This is a genomic window from Ruegeria sp. O6, assembly GCF_056535045.1.
This window is the reverse complement of record NZ_JBQERM010000001.1, coordinates 616,940-641,511: the sequence shown is the minus strand read 5'-3', so window position 1 is coordinate 641,511 and position 24,572 is coordinate 616,940. Positions and strand designations below refer to the sequence as shown.

25 protein-coding genes are annotated in these 24,572 nt (G+C 58.0%); 13 read left to right on the top strand and 12 right to left on the bottom strand.

What is annotated here, in order from left to right; genetic code table 11:
- Positions 1 to 52: 52 nt before the first annotated feature.
- On the top strand, positions 53 to 889 hold the full coding sequence (locus ACR0DY_RS03175) for a class I SAM-dependent methyltransferase (protein WP_480505530.1): 837 nt from the start codon (positions 53 to 55) through the stop codon (positions 887 to 889).
- An 18-nt stretch (positions 890 to 907) separates the two neighbouring features.
- Complete coding sequence (gene preA, locus ACR0DY_RS03170) at positions 908 to 2,212, top strand: NAD-dependent dihydropyrimidine dehydrogenase subunit PreA (protein ID WP_480485924.1); 1,305 nt, start codon at positions 908 to 910, stop codon at positions 2,210 to 2,212.
- A 47-nt stretch (positions 2,213 to 2,259) separates the two neighbouring features.
- On the opposite strand, the gene ACR0DY_RS03165 is transcribed toward preA, so the two are convergent.
- Positions 2,260 to 2,868, bottom strand: a complete 609-nt coding sequence (locus tag ACR0DY_RS03165) for a TetR family transcriptional regulator C-terminal domain-containing protein (RefSeq protein ID WP_480545657.1) — start codon at positions 2,866 to 2,868, stop codon at positions 2,260 to 2,262.
- 172 nt (positions 2,869 to 3,040) lie between these two features.
- Between ACR0DY_RS03165 and ACR0DY_RS03160 the strand changes: the two genes are divergently transcribed.
- The 10 genes from ACR0DY_RS03160 to ACR0DY_RS03115 all read left to right on the top strand — a co-directional run bounded on the left by ACR0DY_RS03160 (position 3,041) and on the right by ACR0DY_RS03115 (position 12,364).
- The gene (locus ACR0DY_RS03160) at positions 3,041 to 4,291 is read left to right on the top strand and encodes a Zn-dependent hydrolase (protein ID WP_480545656.1); all 1,251 of its coding nucleotides are present in this window, start codon (positions 3,041 to 3,043) and stop codon (positions 4,289 to 4,291) included.
- Positions 4,292 to 4,381: 90 nt separating this feature from the next.
- Positions 4,382 to 5,836, top strand: a complete 1,455-nt coding sequence (gene hydA / locus ACR0DY_RS03155) for a dihydropyrimidinase (RefSeq protein WP_480545655.1) — start codon at positions 4,382 to 4,384, stop codon at positions 5,834 to 5,836.
- Between the two features lie 54 nt (positions 5,837 to 5,890).
- Complete coding sequence (locus ACR0DY_RS03150) at positions 5,891 to 6,688, top strand: ABC transporter ATP-binding protein (RefSeq protein WP_209595940.1); 798 nt, start codon at positions 5,891 to 5,893, stop codon at positions 6,686 to 6,688.
- Positions 6,678 to 7,121 carry an N-acetyltransferase family protein gene (locus ACR0DY_RS03145; protein ID WP_480481338.1) on the top strand — a complete coding sequence of 148 codons (444 nt, stop codon included), beginning with the start codon at positions 6,678 to 6,680 and terminating at the stop codon, positions 7,119 to 7,121. Before ACR0DY_RS03150 ends, ACR0DY_RS03145 begins: the two co-directional genes overlap by 11 nt.
- Positions 7,118 to 8,035, top strand: coding sequence for an ABC transporter permease (locus ACR0DY_RS03140; RefSeq protein ID WP_480545654.1), 918 nt, complete (start codon positions 7,118 to 7,120; stop codon positions 8,033 to 8,035). The genes ACR0DY_RS03145 and ACR0DY_RS03140 overlap by 4 nt, the downstream gene beginning before the upstream one ends.
- The gene (locus ACR0DY_RS03135) at positions 8,032 to 8,877 is read left to right on the top strand and encodes an ABC transporter permease (protein ID WP_480545653.1); all 846 of its coding nucleotides are present in this window, start codon (positions 8,032 to 8,034) and stop codon (positions 8,875 to 8,877) included. Before ACR0DY_RS03140 ends, ACR0DY_RS03135 begins: the two co-directional genes overlap by 4 nt.
- Positions 8,878 to 8,938: 61 nt before the next feature.
- Positions 8,939 to 9,928, top strand: coding sequence for an ABC transporter substrate-binding protein (locus tag ACR0DY_RS03130; RefSeq protein WP_480476654.1), 990 nt, complete (start codon positions 8,939 to 8,941; stop codon positions 9,926 to 9,928).
- A gap of 159 nt (positions 9,929 to 10,087) precedes the next feature.
- The gene (locus ACR0DY_RS03125) at positions 10,088 to 10,801 is read left to right on the top strand and encodes an ABC transporter permease (protein WP_480545652.1); all 714 of its coding nucleotides are present in this window, start codon (positions 10,088 to 10,090) and stop codon (positions 10,799 to 10,801) included.
- Complete coding sequence (locus ACR0DY_RS03120; RefSeq protein ID WP_480481332.1) at positions 10,794 to 11,528, top strand: ATP-binding cassette domain-containing protein; 735 nt, start codon at positions 10,794 to 10,796, stop codon at positions 11,526 to 11,528. Before ACR0DY_RS03125 ends, ACR0DY_RS03120 begins: the two co-directional genes overlap by 8 nt.
- Before the next feature lie 20 nt (positions 11,529 to 11,548).
- Positions 11,549 to 12,364: an ABC transporter substrate-binding protein gene (locus tag ACR0DY_RS03115; RefSeq protein WP_480545651.1), complete on the top strand. Its 816-nt coding sequence runs from the start codon at positions 11,549 to 11,551 to the stop codon at positions 12,362 to 12,364.
- A gap of 64 nt (positions 12,365 to 12,428) precedes the next feature.
- Here ACR0DY_RS03115 and ACR0DY_RS03110 read toward each other — a convergent pair whose 3' ends face one another.
- The 10 genes from ACR0DY_RS03110 to ACR0DY_RS03065 form a co-directional block, all read right to left on the bottom strand.
- Positions 12,429 to 13,301: a substrate-binding domain-containing protein gene (locus tag ACR0DY_RS03110; protein ID WP_480485906.1), complete on the bottom strand. Its 873-nt coding sequence runs from the start codon at positions 13,299 to 13,301 to the stop codon at positions 12,429 to 12,431.
- Positions 13,302 to 13,427 carry a hypothetical protein gene (locus ACR0DY_RS03105; RefSeq protein ID WP_480485904.1) on the bottom strand — a complete coding sequence of 42 codons (126 nt, stop codon included), beginning with the start codon at positions 13,425 to 13,427 and terminating at the stop codon, positions 13,302 to 13,304. It abuts the gene before it with no gap.
- A 13-nt stretch (positions 13,428 to 13,440) separates the two neighbouring features.
- Positions 13,441 to 14,703: a c-type cytochrome gene (locus ACR0DY_RS03100; RefSeq protein WP_480485902.1), complete on the bottom strand. Its 1,263-nt coding sequence runs from the start codon at positions 14,701 to 14,703 to the stop codon at positions 13,441 to 13,443.
- Positions 14,704 to 15,906 carry a formate dehydrogenase subunit gamma gene (locus tag ACR0DY_RS03095; protein ID WP_480897789.1) on the bottom strand — a complete coding sequence of 401 codons (1,203 nt, stop codon included), beginning with the start codon at positions 15,904 to 15,906 and terminating at the stop codon, positions 14,704 to 14,706.
- A gap of 75 nt (positions 15,907 to 15,981) precedes the next feature.
- A complete protein-coding gene (gene fdh3B / locus ACR0DY_RS03090; protein ID WP_209504177.1) occupies positions 15,982 to 16,575 on the bottom strand; it encodes a formate dehydrogenase FDH3 subunit beta in 594 nt (197 codons plus the stop codon).
- A 12-nt stretch (positions 16,576 to 16,587) separates the two neighbouring features.
- Complete coding sequence (locus ACR0DY_RS03085; protein ID WP_267365565.1) at positions 16,588 to 19,482, bottom strand: formate dehydrogenase subunit alpha; 2,895 nt, start codon at positions 19,480 to 19,482, stop codon at positions 16,588 to 16,590.
- A gap of 105 nt (positions 19,483 to 19,587) precedes the next feature.
- A complete protein-coding gene (locus tag ACR0DY_RS03080) occupies positions 19,588 to 19,773 on the bottom strand; it encodes a ubiquinol-cytochrome c reductase iron-sulfur subunit N-terminal domain-containing protein (RefSeq protein WP_480476672.1) in 186 nt (61 codons plus the stop codon).
- 57 nt (positions 19,774 to 19,830) lie between these two features.
- Complete coding sequence (locus ACR0DY_RS03075) at positions 19,831 to 20,442, bottom strand: TorD/DmsD family molecular chaperone (protein ID WP_480476674.1); 612 nt, start codon at positions 20,440 to 20,442, stop codon at positions 19,831 to 19,833.
- Positions 20,443 to 20,446: 4 nt separating this feature from the next.
- The gene (locus ACR0DY_RS03070; RefSeq protein WP_480545649.1) at positions 20,447 to 21,022 is read right to left on the bottom strand and encodes a DUF3306 domain-containing protein; all 576 of its coding nucleotides are present in this window, start codon (positions 21,020 to 21,022) and stop codon (positions 20,447 to 20,449) included.
- Positions 21,019 to 21,573, bottom strand: coding sequence for a DUF3305 domain-containing protein (locus tag ACR0DY_RS03065; RefSeq protein WP_267365561.1), 555 nt, complete (start codon positions 21,571 to 21,573; stop codon positions 21,019 to 21,021). The genes ACR0DY_RS03070 and ACR0DY_RS03065 overlap by 4 nt, the downstream gene beginning before the upstream one ends.
- 289 nt (positions 21,574 to 21,862) lie before the next feature.
- Between ACR0DY_RS03065 and ACR0DY_RS03060 the strand changes: the two genes are divergently transcribed.
- Positions 21,863 to 23,815, top strand: a complete 1,953-nt coding sequence (locus ACR0DY_RS03060) for a 4Fe-4S binding protein (protein WP_480545648.1) — start codon at positions 21,863 to 21,865, stop codon at positions 23,813 to 23,815.
- On the opposite strand, the gene ACR0DY_RS03055 is transcribed toward ACR0DY_RS03060, so the two are convergent.
- Complete coding sequence (locus ACR0DY_RS03055; protein WP_480485895.1) at positions 23,809 to 24,537, bottom strand: hypothetical protein; 729 nt, start codon at positions 24,535 to 24,537, stop codon at positions 23,809 to 23,811. The genes ACR0DY_RS03060 and ACR0DY_RS03055 overlap by 7 nt on opposite strands.
- Positions 24,538 to 24,572 lie beyond the last annotated feature (35 nt).

Genomic DNA, 24,572 nt, shown 5'->3' with positions numbered 1-24,572 from the left:
TCGTGATAGGATGGGGTATTCACCCCATTACTTTCGTTGCTGAGGTATTCCTATGTCCCAGATCGAACAAGCCGTAGCGCAACATTACACCACCGGAGCACTGACCGACCGCGTCCGCGCGGCGCTTGAGGCCAGCGGTATCGATCCGGATGCGGCCACGGTCGCAGACCTGAAAGCAGGGGACGAGTTCCACACGGGTGGCGTTCTGGCGACCAACAACCTGTTTGCGCAGTTGTCGCCGACCCATGCGACGCGCGTTCTGGATGTCGGATGCGGTATCGGCGGAACCTCTCGCTATGTTGTGGATCGCTATGACTCGACGGTAACGGGCGTCGATCTGACACCGGAATTCGTTGAAACCGCCAGGGTGCTCAGCGATATGGTCGGGCATTCCTCGAAAACCAGCTTTCATGTGGGCAGTGCCTTGGAGATGCCGGTGCCGGATGCTGGGTTCGATCTGGCTGTCATGATGCATGTGGGCATGAACATTATGGACAAGGCCGAGCTGTTCGCCGAAGTGTCGCGGGCGCTAGCCAAGGGCGGTACTTTTGCCCTGTTCGATGTGATGGGCGGAGACGTGGACGAGCCGCTGGCTTTCCCTCTGCCGTGGTCCACTGTGGCCGAAACCTCGTTCGTGGATGCGCCGGATGTTTATAAGTCTGCGGCAAGCGCCGCGGGTCTTGAACTGGTGACAGAAACGGATCGCACCGAATTCGCGATACAGTTCTTCGAGGACGTCTTTGCAAAGATTGCTGAATCCGGCCCGGCACCGCTGGGCATTCATCTGATGATGGGCGAGACGGCACCCGAAAAGTTCCAGAACTATGTCAAAAACCTCAAGGCCGGGCGCATACGCCCGACCGAAATGATATTCAAAAAATCCGGCTGAGCCGGGAAGGGAGAAGCCATGGCCGATCTGACGACTAACTTTCTGGGCATTTCCAGCCCCAACCCTTACTGGTTGGCCTCTGCGCCGCCGACGGACAAGGAATACAATGTTCGTCGCGCGTTTGAGGCCGGTTGGGGCGGTGTTGTGTGGAAGACGCTGGGGTCCGAGGGGCCGCCGGTTGTAAATGTGAACGGCCCGCGGTATGGCGCGATTTACGGTGCCGACCGTCGTTTGCTGGGACTAAACAATATCGAACTGATCACCGACCGCCCGCTTGAGGTGAACCTTGAGGAAATGGCGCGGGTCAAGTCCGACTATCCGGATCGCGCCCTGATCGCTTCGATTATGGTGCCCTGCGAGGAAGAAGCCTGGAAAGCCATTCTGCCCCGCGTGGCCGAAACCGGCGCGGACGGAATCGAACTGAACTTCGGTTGCCCGCACGGGATGAGCGAGCGCGGTATGGGGTCCGCCGTAGGGCAGGTTCCGGAATATATCGAAATGGTCACCCGTTGGTGCAAGCAATACTATGACCGTCCGGTCATCGTGAAACTGACACCGAATATCACCGATATCCGGAAACCTGCGGCGGCGGCCAGAAATGGTGGCGCGGATGCGGTGTCGCTTATCAACACGATCAATTCGATCACCAGCGTAAATCTGGACACGTTCAGCCCGGAACCCTCGATTGATGGCAAGGGCAGCCACGGAGGATATTGCGGCCCTGCCGTGAAGCCGATCGCCCTGTCGATGGTGTCCGAAATCGCTCGGGCCGAGGCGACGCATGGCATGCCAATCTCGGGCATCGGGGGTGTCACCACATGGCGTGATGCGGCCGAGTTTATCTCTCTGGGATGTGGCACGGTGCAGGTCTGTACCGCTGCGATGACCTATGGGTTCAAGATCATTGATGAATTGACTGCAGGTCTGTCGGAATGGATGGATGAAAAGGGGTATACCAGCATTGATGAGGTGATCGGACGCGCGGTGCCCAATGTCACCGATTGGCAATACCTGAACCTGAACTACATCGCCAAAGCCAAGATTGATCAGGACCAGTGCATCAAATGCGGCCGATGCTATGCCGCCTGTGAAGATACCAGCCATCAGGCGATTTCAATGTCGGATGAGCGTGTGTTCGAGGTGATGGATGACGAATGCGTCGCCTGTAACCTCTGCGTTGATGTCTGCCCGGTGGAAGGCTGTATTTCGATGGTGCCGATGGCGGCAGGTGAAATCGATCCGCGCACCGGGAAAGAGGTTCAGCCGACCTACGCGAACTGGACCACGCACCCGAACAATCCGATGGCCAAAGCAGCGGAATGATCGAGACAGGGAATATCCCCGAGGGGCCGCTGACGCGGCCCCTGCATTCATGGCGTCAGGAGCTTTCGGTACAACGTCTCTACAAAGGGTTCCGCACCTTCAAACGGGTTTTCGTCACCCAGAATAGCCCGCACCTGAACGTCGAAATCGGCATAATGCTGTGTCAGCGCCCAGATCGAAAACATCAAATGATAAGGGTGCAACCGCGCGATTTTGCCTTGATCCATCCAATTGGTGAGAATGGTGACCTTTTCGTCAACCAGTTGTTTGAGATCATGGGACAAAGCGTCGTGAATGCGGGGCGCGCCTTGCACAAGCTCATTGGCAAAAAGGCGGCTTTCCCGTGGTAGCACCTGACTCATTTGCAGTTTCCGGCGAATATAGGCCAGCATTTCCTCCATCGGATCACCGGTCTCATCCAGATCGTGCAGGGGCGCCAGCCAGGTTTCCAGCAAGCCCGAAAGCAATTCGGTGTGGATCGCCTCTTTCGACGCGAAATAGTAGAGGAGATTGGGTTTGCTCAACCCCGCCTCGGCAGCAATCTGATCGACGGTTGCCCCACGAAACCCGTGTGCAGAAAACACATTCAGGGCAGCCTCGAGAATCGCGGCTCGGTTCTTCTTCTGGATTCGAGTCGGTGCGCGGTCTTTCGGCATGATTTCAGTGTGTCTCTTTTTTCGTCGGATAGGCACGGATTACACTGAAATTTCAGGCTTTGCCGCGCAATTTCTTGACTGATACCGAACCCGTGATAGCGTGAGTTTGACCAGTTGGTCAAATCAAGACACCAATAGCGAGCAAAATCGCAAGCAAACAGGGAATAAGACAATGGCAGCTCCGGCGCAGAATCTCAGGATCAATGGCGACAGGTTGTGGGACAGCCTGATGGAGATGGCCAAGATCGGTCCCGGTGTTGCGGGGGGGAATAACCGGCAAACTCTGACTGACGAGGATGCCGAAGGCCGCGCCTTGTTCCAGAAATGGTGTGAAGAGGCCGGATGCACCATGGGGCTGGACCAGATGGGCAACATGTTTGCGCATCGTGAGGGCACCGACCCGGACGCTTTGCCGGTCTATGTGGGTTCGCACCTGGACACGCAGCCGACTGGCGGAAAATATGACGGCGTTCTGGGCGTTCTGGGCGGGCTGGAGATTATCCGCACGCTCAATGATCTCGGGATCAAGACAAGACATCCCATCGTGGCGACCAACTGGACCAACGAGGAAGGGACGCGATATGCGCCCGCCATGCTGTCGTCTGGTGTCTTTGCGGGAATGCACACGCAGGACTGGGCGTATGACCGTGAAGATGCCGATGGTAAGAAATTCGGGGATGAACTGAACCGGATCGGTTGGCGCGGTGAAGAAAAAGTTGGCGCGCGCAAGATGCGCGCTTTCTTTGAGTTGCATATCGAACAGGGTCCGATCCTTGAAGCCGAAGGAAAGGATATCGGCGTCGTCACCCACGGTCAGGGTCTGAGCTGGACACAGGTCACGGTGACCGGCAAGGATGCCCATACCGGTTCAACCCCGATGCCGATGCGCAAGAATGCCGGGCTTGCGATGGCGCGCATTCTTGAGAAAGTGGACGAAATCGCCTGGTCTCATGCACCGCATGCGGTCGGTGCCGCGGGGCATATCGACGTATTCCCGAATTCTCGCAACGTAATCCCCGGAAAAGTCGTTTTCACGGTCGATTTCCGCTCGCCCGAGCTGGAGGTGATCACCGACATGGAAAATCGCCTGCGGGTGGCGGCGGAAGATATCGTCGAAGAAATGGGTCTGCAGATTGAATTCGAGAAAGTCGGCGGTTTCGATCCGGTGAAGTTCGACGACGATTGCGTGTCTGCCGTGCGCGATGCGGCTGAAAGGCTGGGCTATTCGCATACCCACATCATCTCGGGCGCGGGGCATGATGCCTGCTGGATCAACCGCGTGGCCCCGACCGCCATGGTCATGTGCCCCTGTGTGGACGGGCTGAGCCATAATGAGGCTGAAGAGATCAGCAAGGATTGGGCGGCAGCCGGGGCAGATGTCCTGCTGCATGCCGTGGTCGAGACTGCCGAAATCGTGGAATAGGGGGCGCTGCCCCCGTCGCCCAAGGGCGACTCCCCCGGGATATTTTGGCCAGATGAAGCAAGCGGCGCAGACCGCATCAGGGAGTTCAAAATGAGTACTGTTATTAAAAACGGAACCGTTGTCACCGCGGATTTGTCATACAAGGCGGATGTATTGGTCGAAGGCGGCGTCATCACCGGGATCGGGATGGGTCTGAAAGGGGATAACGAGCTGGACGCGTCAGGCTGTTATGTGATGCCCGGTGGGATTGATCCGCATACCCATCTGGAAATGCCGTTCATGGGCACCTATTCCAGCGACGATTTCGAAAGCGGTACGCGGGCCGCCCTGGCGGGGGGCACGACGATGGTTGTTGACTTCGCGCTGCCCAATCCGGGCGAAAGCCTGATGGATGCCCTGAAGCGCTGGGACAACAAATCAACGCGGGCGAATTGCGACTACTCGTTCCACATGGCGGTGACATGGTGGGGGGAACAGGTATTTGACGACCTCAAGACCGTGATCGAGACGCGCGGCATCAACACGTTCAAGCATTTCATGGCTTATAAAGGCGCGTTGATGGTGAATGACGATGAGCTTTATGCTTCGTTCAGGCGTTTGGCCGAACTGGGCGGCATCGCAATGGTGCATGCCGAGAACGGAGACGTCGTTGCCGAACTGAGTGCCAAGCTTCTGGCCGAGGGGAACTCTGGCCCGGAAGCGCACGCTTATTCCCGACCGCCGCAAGTAGAGGGTGAGGCCACAAACCGGGCCATTATGATCGCAGATATGGCGGGCGTGCCGCTGTATGTTGTTCATACATCCTGCGAAGAGTCTCATGAGGCCATTCGCCGGGCCCGAATGCAGGGCAAGAGGGTGTGGGGAGAGCCGCTGATTCAGCATCTGACCCTCGATGAAAGCGAATATTTTAATCAGGATTGGGACCACGCCGCGCGACGGGTCATGAGCCCCCCGTTCCGCAATAAGCAGCACCAGGACAGCCTGTGGAATGGCCTGCAATCAGGATCGCTGAGTGTTGTGGCAACCGACCATTGCGCCTTTACGACCGAACAGAAACGCTTTGGAGTTGGGGATTTCACCAAGATCCCGAACGGGACCGGCGGTCTGGAAGATCGGATGCCGATGCTGTGGACGCACGGTGTGAATACCGGACGCCTGACGCCCAATGAATTTGTTGCAGTGACTTCAACAAACATCGCCAAGATACTGAATTGCTATCCGAAAAAAGGCGCGATCCTTGTTGGGGCGGATGCAGATATCGTCGTGTGGGATCCTGAAAAAACGAAAACGATCACAGCCAGTACGCAGCAATCTTCGATCGACTACAACGTGTTTGAGGGCAAAGAGGTCAAAGGCCTGCCGCGCTTTACGCTGACCCGTGGACAGGTTGCGGTACATGATGGTGAAATCCGCACGCAGGAAGGCCATGGCGAGTTCGTCGCGCGCGAGGCAAATACGACCGTCAACAAGGCTTTGAGCGCGTGGAAGGAACTAACCGCCCCTCGGCCGGTTGAGCGGACAGGTATCCCGGCGACGGGGGTTTGATCCGTTGGGCCGCTATCTGGGCGGCCCCGGCACCACTCTTTTCAAGGCAGTAGAATGACCACTGAAAGCACGACCCAGCACGTCATCGAAGCAAGGCAGCTTGACCTCACCTTTCAAACCAATGACGGGCCTGTTCACGCGTTGAAAGACGTGAACCTGACGATCGACAAGGGTGAATTTGTTAGTTTCATTGGCCCCTCGGGCTGTGGAAAAACCACTTTCCTGCGCTGCATCGCGGCCTTGGAGACACCGACCGGCGGGTCGCTGACTGTCAACGGAATGACCGCGGACGAAGCGCGGCGGAACAGGGCCTATGGGTATGTCTTTCAGGCGGCGGGCCTTTACCCCTGGCGCACCATAGCAAAGAACATCAAGTTGCCGCTTGAGATCATGGGCTATTCCGCGTCCGAGCAGGAAGAAAGGGTGAGAAAAGTCCTGGAACTGGTTGATCTTGAAGGATTTGGCGGAAAGTTTCCATGGCAGTTATCCGGCGGGATGCAGCAGCGCGCCAGCATCGCGCGGGCCTTGGCCTTTGATGCTGATATCTTGTTGATGGATGAACCGTTCGGTGCTTTGGATGAGATTGTGCGCGACCACCTGAACGAGCAGCTTTTGGCGCTTTGGGCAAGAACTGAAAAGACCATCGGATTCGTGACGCATTCGATTCCCGAAGCCGTATATCTGAGCACCAAAATTGTCGTGATGAGCCCACGGCCGGGGCGGATTACGGATGTGATCGACAGCCCGCTGCCAAAGGAACGGCCGTTGGACATTCGTGACACTCCGGAATTCATCGAAGTGGCCCATCGTGTTCGTGACGGGTTGCGGGCGGGGCATTCTTATGACGACTGATCCGGCGGCAGAAACCATCAGACGGGCCGTGGTAGGTGACGTGCCGGCTTGTGCCCGCGTGATTTACAACTGGGCCTCGCAGACGGAATGGATGCCTGATGAATTGCCGGTGGAGGAATTGGCGACCCTGATCCACGAAGCGTTCGACAGTCGCGAGATCTGGGTCGCGGGTGATCCGGTTGATTGCTACATGTCCATAGATCCGGCGCAGTGTAAAATCGGTGCGTTGTATTGCAGCCGGACGGGGCAGGGAATTGGCAAGCGTTTCGTTGCCAAGGCGAAGCAGGGTCGGACCCATCTTTGGCTGACAACACACAAACCCAATCAGGCAGCGCAGAGGTTTTACCGCCGTGAAGGGTTCGAGGTAACTGCCGAAGAACCACCCGTACCGCCGGATACAGTGCCCGTCTATCGAATGGAGTGGCACGCATGAAGCAGATCATAGCCGTTTTCACCGTCGTCGCCGTGATCGTTCTGTTCTGGTATGTCGCTTGCGTTCCGATGAACATCAAAGGGGTTTTGACCGAGCTTGAACGTGGCGGTGCCGAGGTTCAGCCACCCACCGCAAGTGCGCGCCGGGATCTGGGAGAGTTCGGTCTGGTTCTGAATAATTCGTTCGCGATTCCAGCAGCTTGGGAGCAAGGCAAGCCCCGTTTGCCATCACCTCATCAGGTTGCGATTGAACTGTGGGATACAACCGTCCTGAAGAAAATCAACTCGAAAAGATCGCTGATCTTTCATGGGTGGGTGACACTCAGCGCTACGATGCTGGGCTTTGTCATCGGGACCGGGCTGGGTGTCCTGTTGGCCGTTGGGATCGTGCATAGCCGCGTGATGGATTTGTCGGTCATGCCATGGGCTATCGTTAGCCAGACGATCCCGATTATCGCTTTGGCTCCGATGATTATCGTGGTTCTTTACTCGGTCGGGGTTCAGGGGATCATTCCCAAGGCGATCATATCAGCGTATCTGAGCTTTTTCCCGGTTGTCGTCGGCATGGTCAAAGGATTGCGCAGCCCTGACGCGATGCAACTTGACCTGTTGCGGACTTATAATGCCAGCCAATCGCAGGGGTTCTGGAAACTGCGCCTGCCCGCGTCGATGCCATACCTGTTCACCTCGTTGAAGATCGGTATTGCGGCGTCGTTGGTCGGCGCAATCGTGGGTGAGCTGCCGACAGGCGCTGTCGCAGGATTGGGTGCTCGGTTGCTGGCAGGCAGTTACTATGGTCAAACCGTGCAGATATGGTCAGCGCTGTTTGCTGCGGCCATTCTGGCTGCCTGCCTGGTCGGTTTGTTGGGATTGATTGAACGGTCGGTTCTGAAGCGGATGGGGATGGCGCAATGATGTTGGTTGTCTTTGCTTTGCTGCTGTGGGTTTTCGGCTGGTGGTTGAACAGCCGATTGGCCAGTGGCCCGCAAGCCGACAGCCAGATGGTACGCTTTCTGGCACCGGTGATTTTTGGTCTGACCATTGTTGGAGCTTGGGAGCTGGTGGTCCGTGGGCTTGAAGTGCCGCTGGTCATTCTGCCGGCACCGTCTGCCATAGCAGTGCGATTTGCAGGTAGCCTTGACATTCTTTGGGCCGACTTTGTTCAGACAATCCTGAAAGGGGCGCTCAGCGGATATGTCATCGGCTGTGGATCGGCCTTCCTTATGGCGATTGCCGTCGATCGGTGGGATTTCCTGCGTTTGGGGCTGTTGCCAGTCGGGAATTTCGTCGCGGCTTTGCCCATCGTTGGGACGGCACCCATTCTGGTCATGTGGTTCGGGTTTGATTGGCATTCCAAAGCGGCGGTGGTCGTTGTGATGGTGTTCTTTCCGATGCTGGTCAACACCGTGGCCGGACTGCGCGAGGCCACCGCGATGCAGCGTGACTTGATGGAAACCTATGCAGCAAGCTATTGGCAGAGCTTTCTGAAGCTGCGGCTGCCTGCGGCGATGCCTTTCATTTTCAACGGGTTGAAGATTTCAACAACTTTGGCTTTGATTGGCGCCATCGTGGCTGAATTCTTCGGATCGCCGACACTGGGCATGGGATTTCGGATATCCACCAGCGTCGGTCAATTGTCGTTGGATATGGTCTGGGCCGAAATCGTTGTTGCCGCTATCGCGGGTACGGCTTTTTATGGCCTGGTGGCGGGAATCGAAAAAGTGGTGACGTTCTGGCACCCCTCACAACGCGGATAAGACGAAGAAAATCAACAGACCCTGAAAATCGGGGCGCAACAAGCAACTAGGAGAAATGAAGATGAATAAGCTATTCAGCGGGGCGGTTGCCGCCTTTGGTCTGGCAGCCAGTACGGCGCTGGCGGCGGATGAAGTGACACTGCAACTGAAATGGGTCACGCAAGCACAATTCGCGGGCTACTACGTTGCCAAGGATAAGGGCTTTTACGAGGAAGAAGGGCTGGACGTTACCATTCTGCCCGGCGGGCCTGACATCGCTCCGACACAGGTGATTGCGGGCGGCGGTGCTGATGTGACCGTTGAATGGATGCCTGCCGCTCTGGCCGCACGTGAAAAAGGGTTGCCGTTGGTGAACATCGCCCAGCCGTTCAAAAGCTCAGGCATGATGCTGACCTGTTGGAAAGATGCCGGTATTTCGTCGCCTGAGGACCTGAAGAATCGCACGCTGGGTGTCTGGTTCTTTGGCAATGAATTTCCGTTCATGAGCTGGATGAGCCAGTTGGGCATCAGCACTGATGGGAAAGGCGACAACGGTGTGGAAGTTCTGAAACAGGGCTTCAACGTCGATCCGCTGCTGCAACGTCAGGCGGATTGTATCAGCACCATGACCTACAATGAATACTGGCAGGTCATCGATGCCGGTGTCAGCCCGGATGAACTGGTAACCTTCAAATACGAAGACCAGGGTGTCGCGACGCTGGAAGATGGTCTTTACGTTCTGGAAGAAAATCTCAGCGATGCGGCCTTCACCGACAAGATGCAGCGGTTTGTTCGCGCCTCGATGAAAGGATGGAAATACGCCGAGGAGAACCCCGATGAAGCAGCGGATATCGTGCTGGAGAACGATGCAACGGGTGCGCAGACGGAAGAACATCAGAAACGCATGATGGGTGAGATCGCCAAGTTGACCGCAGGTTCGAACGGCGCGCTGGACCCGGCGGATTTTGATCGCACCGTTGGTACCCTGCTGGCCGGAGGTTCTGACCCGGTGATCACCAAGACACCTGAAGGGGCCTGGACGCACCAGATTACGGACGCTGCTCTGAACTGACGCTAACCGTTAGTTTGAAGGTCAAAAGCGCGGTCCCAATCGGGGCCGCGTTTCGCATTCGTGGTGTCGGAATTGTGTCTGTACTTGGCACCGATATAAAGTAGTATTTCCCTGTAAACTTACGCGTTTTTATACGAAGGGTCGACTATAGGGAATAAAATGCAGGAATTTTCATCAGAATTCAGCGCTGCGATTGCCTTGATCCTTGGGGGAGATTCTGAGCTGTGGGCAATTGTGCTGTTGTCTCTGAAAGTGTCCGTGTTTGCGGTGCTTGTTTCTGCTCTGATCGGAATGCCCGTGGGGGCTGCGTTGGCCGTCGCCCGGTTCCCCGGCCGCCGGATGCTGATCGTCCTGATGAATGCACTGATGGGGTTTCCACCGGTTGTCGTGGGCCTGCTGGTCTATCTGATGCTGTCCCGTTCGGGCCCCTTGGGGGTGCTTGAGCTTTTGTACACTCCGACCGCCATGATCATCGCGCAGGTGGTGTTGGTCACTCCCATTGTCGCGGCTCTGACGCGCCAGGTTGTTGAAACGTTGGCTGAGGAATATTCAGAACAGCTGCGGTCCTTGGGCGTGTCACGGCTGGCCTCGGTCCCGGTTTTGTTGTGGGATGCGCGACTGGCACTTGTCACGGCCTTGCTTGCCGGTTTCGGACGCGCCATCGCCGAGGTGGGCGCGGTTATCATCGTTGGCGGAAACATCAATCATGTGACCCGCGTGATGACGACAACCATTGCGCTTGAAACGTCGAAGGGAAATCTGTCGCTGGCACTGGCGCTGGGGGCGATCCTGATCGGGATTGCAATTACGGTAAACGCGATGGTCAGCGCGGTCAGTTTGCGGGCCGAACAGGAGGGGTTGCGCCATGCGTGACGTGATCTGCGAGATGTCGAACTGTCTGACGGTTGAAAAAGTGCAAATTCGCAGCAACGGCAAGGTTTTGCTGGATGTTCCTTCATTGGTTCTGGATGGTCCGGGGCCGACGTTGCTTCTTGGCCCCAACGGTGCGGGAAAAAGTCTGTTGCTACGGTGCTTGCATGGCCTGATCTCGCCGGATCGCGGGCGGGTGGTGCAGGACGGAAACCCTCTGGGCGCCGCGCAGAAAACGCGCCAAGCCATGGTATTTCAGAGACCGGTTCTGTTGCGACGGTCTGTTGCTGCCAACCTGGGCTTTGTCCTCAAGCGTCAGGGCATGGGGCGAACGGCAAGAAAGGCGCGTATCGCTGAGTTGCTTGCTGAAGGCGGGCTGGAGGGGAAGGCCCGGCAATCCGCCCGGTCTCTCTCGGGCGGCGAGGCCCAGAGGTTGGCCATTTTGCGTGCCTTGGCGCTGGAGCCCGAAACACTGTTTCTGGACGAGCCCACCAGTGCCCTTGATCCCGGCGCGACACAGATGATCGAACGTATGGTTCTGCGCGCCTCGGCGCGGGGTGTGCGGATCGTGATGGTGACACATGATATTGGCCAGGCCCGTCGTTTGGCCTCGGATGTGGTCATGATGCAGGGCGGTCATGTGGTTGAACACGGCCCAGCAAAACAGGTTTTGGATACCCCCGAAAGCGAAGCATCGCGTCGCTACCTCGCGGGTGGATTGGTTACCTAAAAGATAAAACGGAGAAAATGATGTTCCGCGCAATACTTCGGGCGGCAGTGATGGCCCTTGGTCTGTCGGCAAATGCGGCCTTGGCAGAGACACCGTTCATTGTCGTGCAGTCTACGACATCCACCCAGAACTCGGGGCTGTTGGACTATATACTGCCGTGGTTCGAGGCCGAGTCGGGCATTGACGTGCGGGTTGTGGCCGTAGGAACCGGTCAGGCAATCCGCAATGCGGTCAATGGTGACGGGGACGTCCTGCTGGTTCACGCCAAATCCGCCGAAGAGAAATTCGTCGCTGATGGATATGGCGTGGAGCGGAAGGACCTGATGTATAACGATTTTGTATTGGTGGGCCCCAAGGCAGATCCCGCCGGAATTCGCGGTGGTGCCGACATTCTGAGCGCTCTTACAGCGATTGCAAAGGCTGAAGCCCCGTTTGCGTCGCGCGGTGATGACAGTGGAACGCACAAGGCCGAGCTGCGGAATTGGTCGGCTGCGGGGCTTGACCCAACCGGCGCGTCCGGCAGTTGGTATCGGGAAACCGGTTCAGGTATGGGGGCGACGCTGAACGTTGCCAGCGGCATGGACGCGTACACTCTGACAGATAGGGCGACGTGGCTGTCCTTTGGTAACAGAGGCAATCTTGAGATCCTGGTCGAAGGCGACCCGCGTCTATTCAACCAATATGGTGTGATCCTCGTGAATCCTGAAAAGCATCCGCATGTACGGGCGGCCGCTGGTCAGCGTTTCATCGACTGGTTGACCGGGCTCGACGGGCAGCAGGCGATCGCCTCTTTCCGGCTGGACGGTCAGCAGGTGTTTTTCCCCAATGCGCAATAAGCTGGCCTGCGGCCAGCCCCTGCGGGGCGAGTATTTTTGAAAAGATGAAGGCGCGGGTGGATTTTCACCCGCTGGCCCCATTGTGGTGGATCGTGCCAAGACCAGACAGGTCATAGCCGCCGAACTCGCGCGCCCGCTGGGCGAACTGACCCGAGCGCAACAGGGTTAGCAGTTTCTGTATCGGCGGATCGAAAAAGGCCCGACGCCAGATGGCAAGATCCAGCCGCTCGGAATGAGTGGGGACAAAACCTAAGTTGTAGAGACCGGCTAGGGCGCCAAGCCCAAAACCGGTCTCGGCCTTCCGGTCATGCAGGGCGATCGCAAGTTCTTCTTCTGTACGTGCGCAGCCGGGTCGAATGTCCAGATCATCCCGGCGCAGGCCGTGGGCGTCCAGTTGGGCGTCAAACAGGCGCTGGCTTGCCGCACTGTCCTGACGCAGTATGACGGTGCGTGACTTGAGGTCGTCAAAAGAATTGATGTCGGATATGCCCGGGGCAAGAAGCAATCCACGCTCACGTCGGGCGACTTCATATAGGATCACCGGGGCTTCGCCCAAAGTGTCTTGCAGGGATTCCTTGTTGAATCCGCCATTTTCGTGGATGTGTAACACAGCGGCCTGTGCGCTTCGTTCACTGAGCCTGATCAGGCCATCAAAAGAACCGTCGTAATAGGTGGCCAGCCCCGACCCACTTTCACGCAGCGCCCAGTCCAGCAAGGGATCGTGGCTGCCTGCTATGATCGGGGGCAGGGGCGGTTCTGCGACTTGAGGGCCGGATCGCGACGCGTTGAGCCAGGCAATGATCTCGGCCCGCGGAAACAACAGCTTGCCCATGGCGCGCACACACGGCACCTCGCCTGACGAGGCAAGGTCATAGGCCTTCCGCTCGCCAATGCGCAGCAGATCGGCCAGTTCACGGGTGGTCAGATATTGCGCCATTCAGTCGAGGCGCACGGCGATGCCGGACGTAGTGTCAGCGGTGCTGAACCCGATCTGTTCCAGCACAAGCGGGGCTGCGCCTGCAATAACGACCATCGCGGCGACGGCGGCAAGAAAGGCTTTCATGGGCTCCTCCGGTTCAGTTCCGGTCAGTTGTTGCGCGACGCAAAAAAGCAATAAGATCCTGGCGATCCTGTGCTTTGGCAATTCGCTGCATCGGCATTTTCGACCCCGGAATGTAGTGGTCTGGCCCCTCGTCGAAAAGGGCATTTATTGTCTCGTCATTCCAAATGATATCAGAGCCTTGCAATGTATCCGAGTACAAATATCCACGAACCGTGCCGGCCTGACGTCCAAATACACCGTGCAGGGTTGGGCCTGCACGTCGCGCGTTATCGGAGGACAGGCTGTGACAGATCGAACATTTGCGCGCAAACTGGCGTTCCCCGTTGTCCATCTCATCAGGATTTTTCAGGAAACTCGGTTCTGCCGAGGCCATCTGGTGTTGGTCGGACAGAGCGTCCACAGGCCAGCTGTACATCGCCTCGTCAAGTCCGCCCGCATGGATGTTTTTACCGTCTTTGGAAAATGCCAAAGCCCAGACCGGACCGCGCAACGTGGCGCGAAAATCCTGTGCAATGCGCCAATCGACGGTGTCGATGACCATAATATACCCTTCGCCATCGCCTACGGCCAAAAGTTTCCGATCCGGGCTGAGCGCAAGGGCAAGGATCGGGCGGCGGTCCAGAGTGAAATCGCGCTCTTCCCCGGTGGCAAGGTCAAGGATACGCGTAACACCGTCAACCGCACCATAGGCGATCCAGTTATCCTGTGCATTCAGGGCCAGTTCATTGATGCCGAACCCGTGCTCGACCAGACGCCTTTTTTCCTGCCTGCTGGATACATCCCATAGCCGCAAAGCGCCGTCGACGCCCGCCGAAAATAGCTGTGTGCCGTCAGGTGAGAATGCGACCGCATTCACGCCACTGCCGGTCGGTCCAAGCCGCGCGGGTTCTGTGCCATCGATAGGCCACAGGCCGATTGTTCCATCCCAGCTGGCGGTCGCAATTACGGTTTCTGAAGCCGCAAGGCTGACAATCTTGCCCTTGTGTCGGCCAATGACTTCACCGCCGGGCCATTTGCGCAGGGTGAAGTCGTCTCCGGCAGAATAGAAAGCGGAGCCGTTGAACGCGACTGTGTTCACGGCGGCTTCGTGCCCTTCGTACCATTCTGGTGTTTGCCCGGTCCAAAGGCCCACAGAGTTGTCGAAACTGGCTGTTGCGATGCGACCGTCAGGCGCGGCGGCGATGCCCATGATGGGGCCGCCATGCCCTTTCAGCGTGAAGAATTCTGCCACGGCGGGCAGGGGCACCAGCACCAGCGCCAGAACCAGCCCACGCATCTATTCAGCGGGTGAGGCGGCTGCTGTGTCAGCCTCTTTTTTCTGCACCTCTTCCAGCCAGAGTGAGTGATGCTCGCGCGCCCATTGTTCCTCGACCTCTCCGGTTCCCATGGCGTCAAACGCGCCCTCCATCCCGACCGAGCCGAGATAGATATGAGCGACGATGATCGCGATGAACACATAGGCAATCATGACATGCCAGACTTGGGCGAATTGCATCTCTTCCTGCGGTGACATCTGCACCGGCAAGGTCAGACCCAGCGCCTGCGGAATGCCCGTGGCGTTTGCGACCGAGAAGGTTTTGGCGAACAGGGGCATCTCGAACGGGAACAGCAGTGACAAGCCGGACAGGCTGATTGACACGCCCAGAAGGATGCAGGCCCAGAAAATGATCTTTTGCCCCGCATTGAATTTCCGGGCGGGCGGGTGGTTGCCCTTGGTGAACAGCCCCCCTCCGGCGGCGAGCCATTTCAGGTCGGTCCGGTTGGGAATGTTATGAGCAATCCAGTTCACCGTGACGATGATCAGACCCAGCATAAAGGCCCAGGCCAGATTGTTATGCAGCCACTTACAGCCCAGTGCGATGGTAGCGAAACCTTCCTTGCCGAAGATCGGAATCAGGAAGTCGCGGCCATAGAGCGTGAGCAAACCAGTAATGCCGAGGATTAGGAACGATCCTGCAAACAGCCAATGACCGAAACGTTCAATCCCGTTGAAGCGGGTAACCGTGCGGCCCGTTTTCTCTCCATCGATGCGGATTTTCCCACGGATCAGGAAGAACAGCAGAATGATGCCCAGCATCCCGGCGATGATGTAAGTGCCATATTCGCGCAGCGGTCCGCTGCGGAAGTTCAGCCACCACATGCCGCCATCCTGTATCAACACGCTTGCAGCGGGGCCGTTTGACGATACGGTCACATTGGCCGAGCCATAGCGCAACGCACGATATACATCACTGTCCGACGCGACACCACGGGTGCCAAGCTGACCCATCAGACCCTCGACATTGGTCTGGCCGGTATTGCCGGAGCGATATCCGTTATCCACCTGCTCACCACGTTGCCGGGCGAGAATGTCTTCGAGGGTCGTCGCTCCGCCGGTTCCCGCCCTTTCAGGCGTGGCGTTGCTGTCATCGGTCGTTTGGGCGGCTGCCGAAAAGGTCAGTCCAAGGGTGAACAGAAAAGCGATGAGAAAGCGGAGCATCTGAACCTCGGTCAAATTCCAAGATCGGACAACCCGCGCCGAGCGGGTTGTCCATTGCTTTGTGCAGACAGCGGCTTAGCCGTCTTTCTGGTCGTAGGCAGTACCCCAGCCCCAGGCGCCCGAGCCGAAACCGCGCGCCACGACGCGTTCGCGGTAAACAGCCGACACCACGTCGCCGTCACCGGCAAGCAGGGCCTTGGTGGAGCACATTTCGGCGCAGATGGGCAGTTTGCCCTCGGCGATCCGGTTGCGACCGTATTTGGCGAACTCTGCGGTCGAGTGGTTTTCTTCGGGACCACCGGCGCAGAAGGTGCATTTGTCCATCTTGCCGCGTGAACCGAAATTGCCTGCCTGCGGGTATTGCGGCGCGCCAAACGGGCATGCGTAAAAGCAATAACCGCAACCGATGCACAGGTCCTTGGAGTGCAGGACAACACCTTCTTCGTTCTGATAGAAGCAGTCGACCGGGCACACCGCCATGCAGGGCGCATCCGAACAATGCATACAGGCCACCGAGATCGAGCGTTCGCCCGGATTGCCGTCATTGATCGTCACCACCCTGCGGCGGTTGATACCCCAGGGTACCTCATGCTCGTTCTTGCACGCGGTTACGCAGGCGTTGCATTCGATGCAGCGTTCAGCGTCGCAGAGAAACTTTGCTCTAGCCATTAATCGTCCTCCTTACGCTGCCGAGATCTTGCAGAGAGTACACTTGGTCTCCTGCATCTGGGTCACTGAATCATAGCCATAAGTCTGGGCGGTGTTGGAACTTTCGCCCAGAACATAGGGGTCAGCACCGGCGGGGTATTTGTGCCGCAAGTCCTCGCCCTGGAAATGGCCGCCAAAGTGGAAAGGCATGAAGGCGACACCGGCACCGACCCGATTGGTCAGCATCGCCATCACCTTGACCTTACCGCCTTCCGGACCTTCGACCCAGACCTGTTGCCCGTCCCGAATGCCAAGGTTGTTGGCATCGCGCGGATTGATCTCGACGAACATGTCCTGCTGAAGTTCAGCAAGCCATGGGTTAGACCGGCTTTCCTCGCCGCCGCCTTCATATTCAACCAGACGACCTGACGTCAGGATTATCGGGTAATCCTTTGAAAAGTCGTTCTTTTGGATCGAAGCATAAAGGGTGGGCAGGCGATAGGCGTGCCGGTCTTCGTAGGTTGGATAGTCCACCACCAGATCACGCCGGTTCGTATAAAGCGGCTCGCGATGCAGTGGGATCGGATCCGGGAAGGTCCAGACGACCGCGCGGGCCTTGGCGTTCCCGAAGGGCGCACAGCCATGCTTGATCGCCACCCGCTGGATACCACCTGAAAGGTCGGTTTTCCAGTTGGTCTCGGGGCCTGCAACGGCATCGATTGCAGCGCGTTCTTCAGCCGTCAGGTCGCCGTCCCAGCCAAGGTCCATCAGCATCTGCATCGTGAATTCAGGGTATCCGTCCTGAATTTCTGATCCAACGCTATAGACCCCTTCGGCCAGCAGGTTGTCGCCATCGCGTTCCACTCCGAACCTGGCGCGGAAGGTCAAGCCGCCTTCGGCCACCGGTTTGGACATGTCATAGAGGTTCGGAGTCCCCGTATGACCCATCTCAGCGGTTCCCCAGCACGGCCAGGGCAGACCATAATATTCGCCGTCGTTTGGTCCACCAATGGCTTGCAGCGTGGTTCGGTCGAACGTGTGCTGGTTGGCCATATGGCTTTTCAAGCGTTCTGGCGACTGCCCGGTATATCCGATGGTCCAGAGGCCCGAGTTGAATTCACGCGTGATGCTTTCAACATTCGGGGTCTCGGGGTCTTCCATCTCGATATTGCGGAACAGGCGATCCGCCCAGCCGAACTTGTTGGCGAACTTGGCCATGATGACCTCGTCCGGCAGGCTTTCGAACAGCGGATCAACGACCTTGTCACGCCACTGCAACGAGCGGTTTGACGCGGTGACCGAGCCACGGGTTTCGAACTGCGTACAGGCAGGCAAAAGGTAGACGCCATCGGTGCGGTCATGCAGAACGGCCGAGACAGTGGGATACGGGTCGATCACGACCAGCATGTCCAGCTTTTCCATTGCCGTTTTCATTTCCGGACCCCGCGTTTGCGAGTTCGGCGCGTGACCCCACAGAACCATGGCACGGACATTGTTGTCCTGATCCATGTTCGCAGGGTCTTCCAGAACACCGTCGATCCAGCGGGATACCGGGATACCGCTTTCATTCATCAGCGGTTTGTCCTTGCCGTCTTTGCCCTTGATCGTGGCGAACTGGCCCTTCAGCCAATCCAGGTCTTCACCCCAGACGCGGCTCCAGTGGCCCCATGCGCCCGCAGACAGGCCGTAATAGCCGGGCAGGGTGTGGGACAAAACACCAAGGTCTGTCGCGCCCTGCACGTTGTCGTGGCCGCGGAAGATATTGGTACCGCCACCCGAGGTACCCATGTTGCCCAGCGCAAGCTGAAGCACGCAATAGGCGCGGGTGTTGTTGTTGCCGTTGGTGTGCTGTGTGCCGCCCATGCACCAGATGACCGTGCCGGGGCGGTTGTTCGCCATAGTTCGGGCAACGCGTTTCAGTTGCGAGCCAGGCACGCCGGTGACGCGTTCTGTTTCTTCAGGCGTCCATTTGGCCACCTCATCCTGAATCTGGTCCATGCCCCAGACCCGGGTGCGGATGAATTCTTTATCCTCCCAACCGTTGTCGAAGATGTGCCACAGGATGCCCCAGATCAGCGCAACGTCTGTGCCCGGGCGGAAACGGACATATTCATCCGCATGGGCCGCGGTGCGCGTAAATCGCGGGTCGCAGACGATCAGCGGTGCGTTATTCTGCTCTTTTGCGCGCAGAACGTGCAGCAGAGAGACAGGGTGCGCTTCAGCCGGGTTGCCGCCGATGATGAAGATGGCGCGCGAGTTGTGGATGTCGTTATACGAATTGGTCATGGCGCCGTAGCCCCATGTATTCGCAACACCCGCAACCGTGGTCGAGTGGCAGATACGGGCCTGATGGTCCACGTTGTTCGTGCCCCAGTAGGCGGCGAATTTGCGGAACAGATAGGCCTGTTCGTTATTGTGCTTTGCAGAGCCCAGCCAATACACGCTGTCGGGCCCGGATTCTTCGCGGATCGACATCATGCCATCGCCGATCTCGTTGATCGCCTCTTCCCAGCTGATGCGCTTCCACTCGCCGCCTTCCTTTTTCATCGGATATTTCAGGCGGCGCTCGCCGTGGGCGTGCTCGCGAACCGAAGCCCCCTTGGCACAATGTGCACCCAGGTTGAACGGGCTGTCCCAGCCGGGTTCCTGCCCGACCCAGACACCGTTCTGTACTTCGGCGACGACAGTACAGCCGACCGAACAGTGGGTGCATACGGATTTGATGTTTTCGACGGCCTGATTGGCCGCTGTCTGGGCACTGGCTGGCGTCACGGTTCCACCTGTGGCGCTGATCGCGGCAAGGCCGCCGATCGTCAGGCCCGAGCCACGCAGGAATGCGCGGCGATCGACGGTTTTCTCGCCGACCTGGGACAGGATACTTGTCCGCTGGGGGCGTCTCGCAACCCCGTTGGTCTTTTTCCTAAGCATGTCTTTCCTCCCTTGCGCGCCGTGTAAGCCACGGCTGGCTTGGTACTGCTGAAGCCGACGTCAGGGCCAATCGCAACCGTCTGTCGGGTGTGAAAGCGTCCAGTCCTAGAACCGGGTGCTCTCGATGTATGCGCGTGTATGCGCAGTATCCTGAATGCGGGTTTCGTCGGTCGGCAGCGCGGCGGCTTCGGCCTTCCCGGTCAGGCTGGCGGCAACGGCAGCTGGTGCTGCGGTTCCGGCCAGTTTGAGGAAGTCACGGCGGGTGGCGCCTTCTTCCTTGGTCTTGCTCATGGGAACCTCCTTTCCCAATTGCGGTTTGGCGCCCATGGGACACCGGCGATGTGCGGGTTACCCCGCCGTCATCCGGAACGCTTCGCGCTCGATCTCCATGAACACCCGACCGGCAGTGCCGACGGATGCATAAAGAACCGAGTTCTCGGCTGCTTCCAAATCCGAATAGAAATGCGTGGCCCAGGGGCCGATATGCTTGCTCCAGAATGCCTTTTGGTCATCCAGGGATGCCGGGCTGCCAAAACGCCCGACGATCATTCCGGCCATCATCTCCATCAATGAGGCGATGTTATCTTCGGGCTCGAACACGTTTTGGGCACGTGTGATCCCGCGAACCGCCATGTCATTGCGCAGCTGAGCCAAGGGTTTCTCGTTCAAAAAGCCCGTCAGGTAGAAACTGGCGTAAGGCAGCAACTCACCCCGGCCCAATCCGATGAATAACGCATTGAATTCCCGTTCGGCAGCGGCTGGCTTGGTGACCTTGGCAACCCGCGCCATGGATTGAATGGCCTTGCCGAGATCCGTGTCATCTCCGACCAGACCAGCCATTTGGTTCAGCAACATCTGGTCCGGAGGACCTGCCAGTAACAGACCCAGAAAGTTATAGAAATCCGCGCGCAGGCGATCCTCGGCTGAAACATCCAGAGTGTGCGCGTCACTTGCGGTCATTCGGTCATCCTTCAAATTCAAATGTCATTCGACGTGGCGACGGGGGACGTTCGAGTTCTTCCGGCTCTTCTACCTGAGCAACTGAAACCGGCTGTGGCACGGGATCGGGGTCAACCGGCACGACCTCAGGTTCAGAGAGCGTATCAGCCTCGATTTCGTTTTCTTCCGTTTCTTGCGCGTCGGCGGCCAGTGCCTCGACATGCGCCAGCATGCCTTTTCCAACCTGATAGGCGGTTTGGATGTTTTCGATCACGCAGGCGGCATCGGTGTAGTCCTCGCCGTAATCAACCAGCCCGTCGACATTTGCCAGAACAGGGTTCAGCCGCCACAACCGCCGCAGGGCGCGGCGCCGAAGGCGATCAGGCACTGCCTTGGACATAAAGCCCGAAACATCATCGCAGGGTCCGAGGGTATCGGGATCGGGAAGGTTGAATTCGGCCAAAATCTCAACGTCACTCTTTTCTTCAAGTTCAGCGTGATGGGCTGCGATCACTTGTTCTTCAAGGGCCAGCGCCTCGGCTTCAGCTTCGGCCTGAACGGCAGCCTTTCGGCGCGACCAGAAATCACGCCGCTCTGTCATTGCAGCACCCGTCTCGGGGCGCGGAAAACATCCGATGCCTGCCGGATACGCGCGTCGCCCTTACCATCCTCCACCAAATCGGTTCGCTTTCTGTCGCGACGGCGCTTGACGAACACTTCGTGCTGGTGATGTTTCAGGGTGAAATCCCGTACCCAGGCGATCAACCCTTCGGTCATTGGGATTTTCTCGACAATCTCTTCGCCGGTGTCCGCGTAATCCTGCCCCTGGAACGGAGAAGCGGTGATCAGAACTGCATTCAGGGGCGTGTCGCCCTTCAGCTCATTCCGCAGTACAAGATAGATCGAGGGTTGCCCGTCCGACAGGTTGACCAGGTAGGCTTCAGTCTCGTCCGCCCAGAGGGTCAGGGGAAGGGTGGCAGCGTGGTATTCGACCGCCTCGCCTTCGCGGCGCAGTTCCTGCCAATCGGCTGGCCCTGCACCGGGCAACACGGCGACCGCGCGCCAGTTCCAGCGGGCCCAACGTGTGACCCCGGGTGTTTTGCGCACAATGACGCCAACCGGCATGTCGATCTGGCTTGCGGCCTTGGCCACTGGATCCTCCCCGAAAGGCTCTCCCCTGCCTTTCCATGTCCACTATGGTACACAAAATAGCCACGTGCCAAGCCTGCGCTTTAATACTTTGGTCGTATTCCCGGTAGCGTCTTCGTGATCAAAGCCTGAGAAGGCTTTTGTTTTATGGGATTTTGCCGCGAAACTCTGCCGGGCGCGCTGTGCACTTCGCAGGGTTGAAGTTGCTTCATCGGGAATGCAGCCTAAAGTGCAAAGGCGGGAATGCAGCCTAAAGTGCAATGGATCGGGACTGCTTCCCGAGGGAGGGGACATGGGCACGAAACTTTTGCTCTGCGATTGCGCGGGAACTCAGGCGCTGGATCCGGACAGGATCGAAAGCGCCTGCGGGATTACCTGTTCAAAGGTGCATACCGCGCTTTGCACAAAAGAACTGCAATCTGCTGCATCCTTGATGCAAGAGGGCGATACCGTCATCGCCTGTCTGCAGGAACAAGAGGTGTTCCGGTCGCTTGCCGAAGATATGAATGTCGAAATTCCCGGCTTTGTCGACCTGCGGGATCGCGCCGGTTGGTCCGATCAGGGCGCGGATGCGACGGCCAAAATGGCTGCCTTAGCTGCCGAAGCGTTCCTGCCGCAACCGGTGACGCCCAGCGTTGATGTTATCAGCGAAGGCACGTGTTTTATCATTGGTCCTGGTACCGTTGCCTTTGGACTGGCGGAAAGGTTGGCCCGAACACTGGCGGTAACCGTTCTGGTCACGGATCAGGCTGAGCCAGACTCTCGGGCCTTCGATGTCATTCGGGGACAATTGCGGTCTGTTTCGGGTGCTCTGGGTGGGTTTTCCTTGCGTCTGGACAATGTGCAGCAAGTGGTTCCCGCAGGCAGAGGTGCTTTCAATTGGACGGAACCAAGAGATGGGGCGCAATCGGCCTGCGATATCATTGTTGACCTGACGGGGGGCACGCCCTTTGTGCAGGCTCCGGCCAAGCGCGAAGGGTATTTGCGGGCTGATCCCAAGGATGCGGTTTCTGTAGAACGTCTGGCTTTTGACGCCGCCCAACTGGTCGGAACATTCGAAAAACCTCTGTACGTGCGACTGGAGGAAACACTTTGCGCCCATTCGCGGGCGGAACAGGTCGGATGCTCAAACTGTCTGGATATCTGCCCAACCGGTGCAATCACACCCTCGGGCGAGCATGTGGCGATTGATCCGATGGTCTGCGCCGGGTGTGGCGAATGCGCGGCGGTCTGCCCGTCATCGGCGATAACCTATGAAGATCCACCTGTTTCGGCCTTGATGTCACGGATGCATATTCTGGAACGCACGTACCGAAGGGCAGGCGGAATCGCACCCCGGTTGCTTGTGCACGACGCCTACGGTGCCGAAATGATAAGGCTTACAGCAAGGTTCGGCCGGGGATTGCCTGCGGATGTTATCCCGCTGGAATTGAAAGTGATATCCGGGTTCGGCCATTCGGAAATGCTGGCCGCGCTGGCACATGGATTTGCGCGTGTGGATGTGTTGCTGGCCCCGAAGACCGAACGGGATGCGCTGGATCGCGAAATTGAACTGGCACGTGCCATAACCAGTTCGGATGCGATCGGGCTGATCGAGGAGGTGGACCCTGATGCGATGGCAGACTTGCTGTATGCGCAAAATGTCCCCGAACCGTTGGCAAATCCGGTCTTGCCACTTGGCAACCGCCGACAAATCGCGCGGCTGGCAGCACAGGCCCTGAACCCGCAGGCCAAAGCCCCGCTGCCATTGCCTGAAGGTGCGCCTTACGGTGCCGTTGCTGTGAATACAGACAGTTGCACGCTCTGTCTTAGTTGCGTGTCGCTGTGCCCGTCCGGAGCTTTGATGGATAACCCTGACAAGCCCCAGTTGAACTTTCAGCAGGATGCGTGCCTGCAATGCGGAATGTGCAAGACGATCTGCCCCGAAGACGCGATCACCTTGGTGCCGCAACTGGATCTGAGCGACGCTGCCCTGTCTCAGCAGGTCCTGAACGAGGAGGAACCGTTTGCCTGCATCGAATGCGGGGCTCTGTTCGGGGTGAAATCAACCGTTGAACGGATCATGGAAAAGCTATCGGGCACGCACCCGATGTTTGCCACATCGGATCAGGCACGGATGATCCAGATGTGCGACAATTGCCGGGTGAATGCTCATTTCCAGCAGCAGGACAATCCGTTCCAGTCAAAACCCAAGCCTCGGGTCGTTACCACCGAGGATTACTATTCGGATAGAAAGGATCACTGAAGCTTTAGCGGCGCGCCCAGATCAGCGGCGTCTATACGCGAAACAAACGCCAGGATGGCTTCAAGATCGTCCAACGTCATCTTGACCGGGTGAATTGGGGATGGGCGCTCGGGATCAAAGGGCGGTGTCAACCCGTCGATCTGCGTGAATGCGGGGTGGGGATTGAGGGCAAAGAACGCTTCGAACCGTTCCGACCAATCCGGCATCGCGCGCAGGACGGCGAAAGAGGGGGTCGAGCCAAGCCCGTTCATCCGATTGCGGGGGCCAATCACATGACATCGACCACAATGGGTCATCGACAGTTCTTCGCCCAACACGGTGTTGCCGTCCAAGGTATCGTCCGACTGGGTGACCTTGGGATCAAAGCTGGCGCTGAACGGTTCACCAACCACAGGAGGAAAGCTTTCGACAGTGCGCTTGCCGATCTCTGATTGCAGCCAGTCGCGAAACCGGATTTGACGATCATCGCCTTCGATCCGCAGGTGATAAACCACGCCACCACGGGCAAAGACAGGATCGCCGGGTGGTTCGGTTACCAGCACCATGGCACCGGCATCATCTGCGACAACGCGTATCCCGGTCTTGAGAGAGAAGCGAGGAAGGATATGTTGCAACAGACCGGAGTCGTTAACCTCTGCTGGAGCCGCAAGGCCAATCGCCTCCTGCGACAAGGAGGGGGTGGCGGTGAGCGTCAGGCTCAGGCACAACAAGACAAGGCGCATGGTTTAGCCTAACTATGAAGGCTGCGATGCGTCAA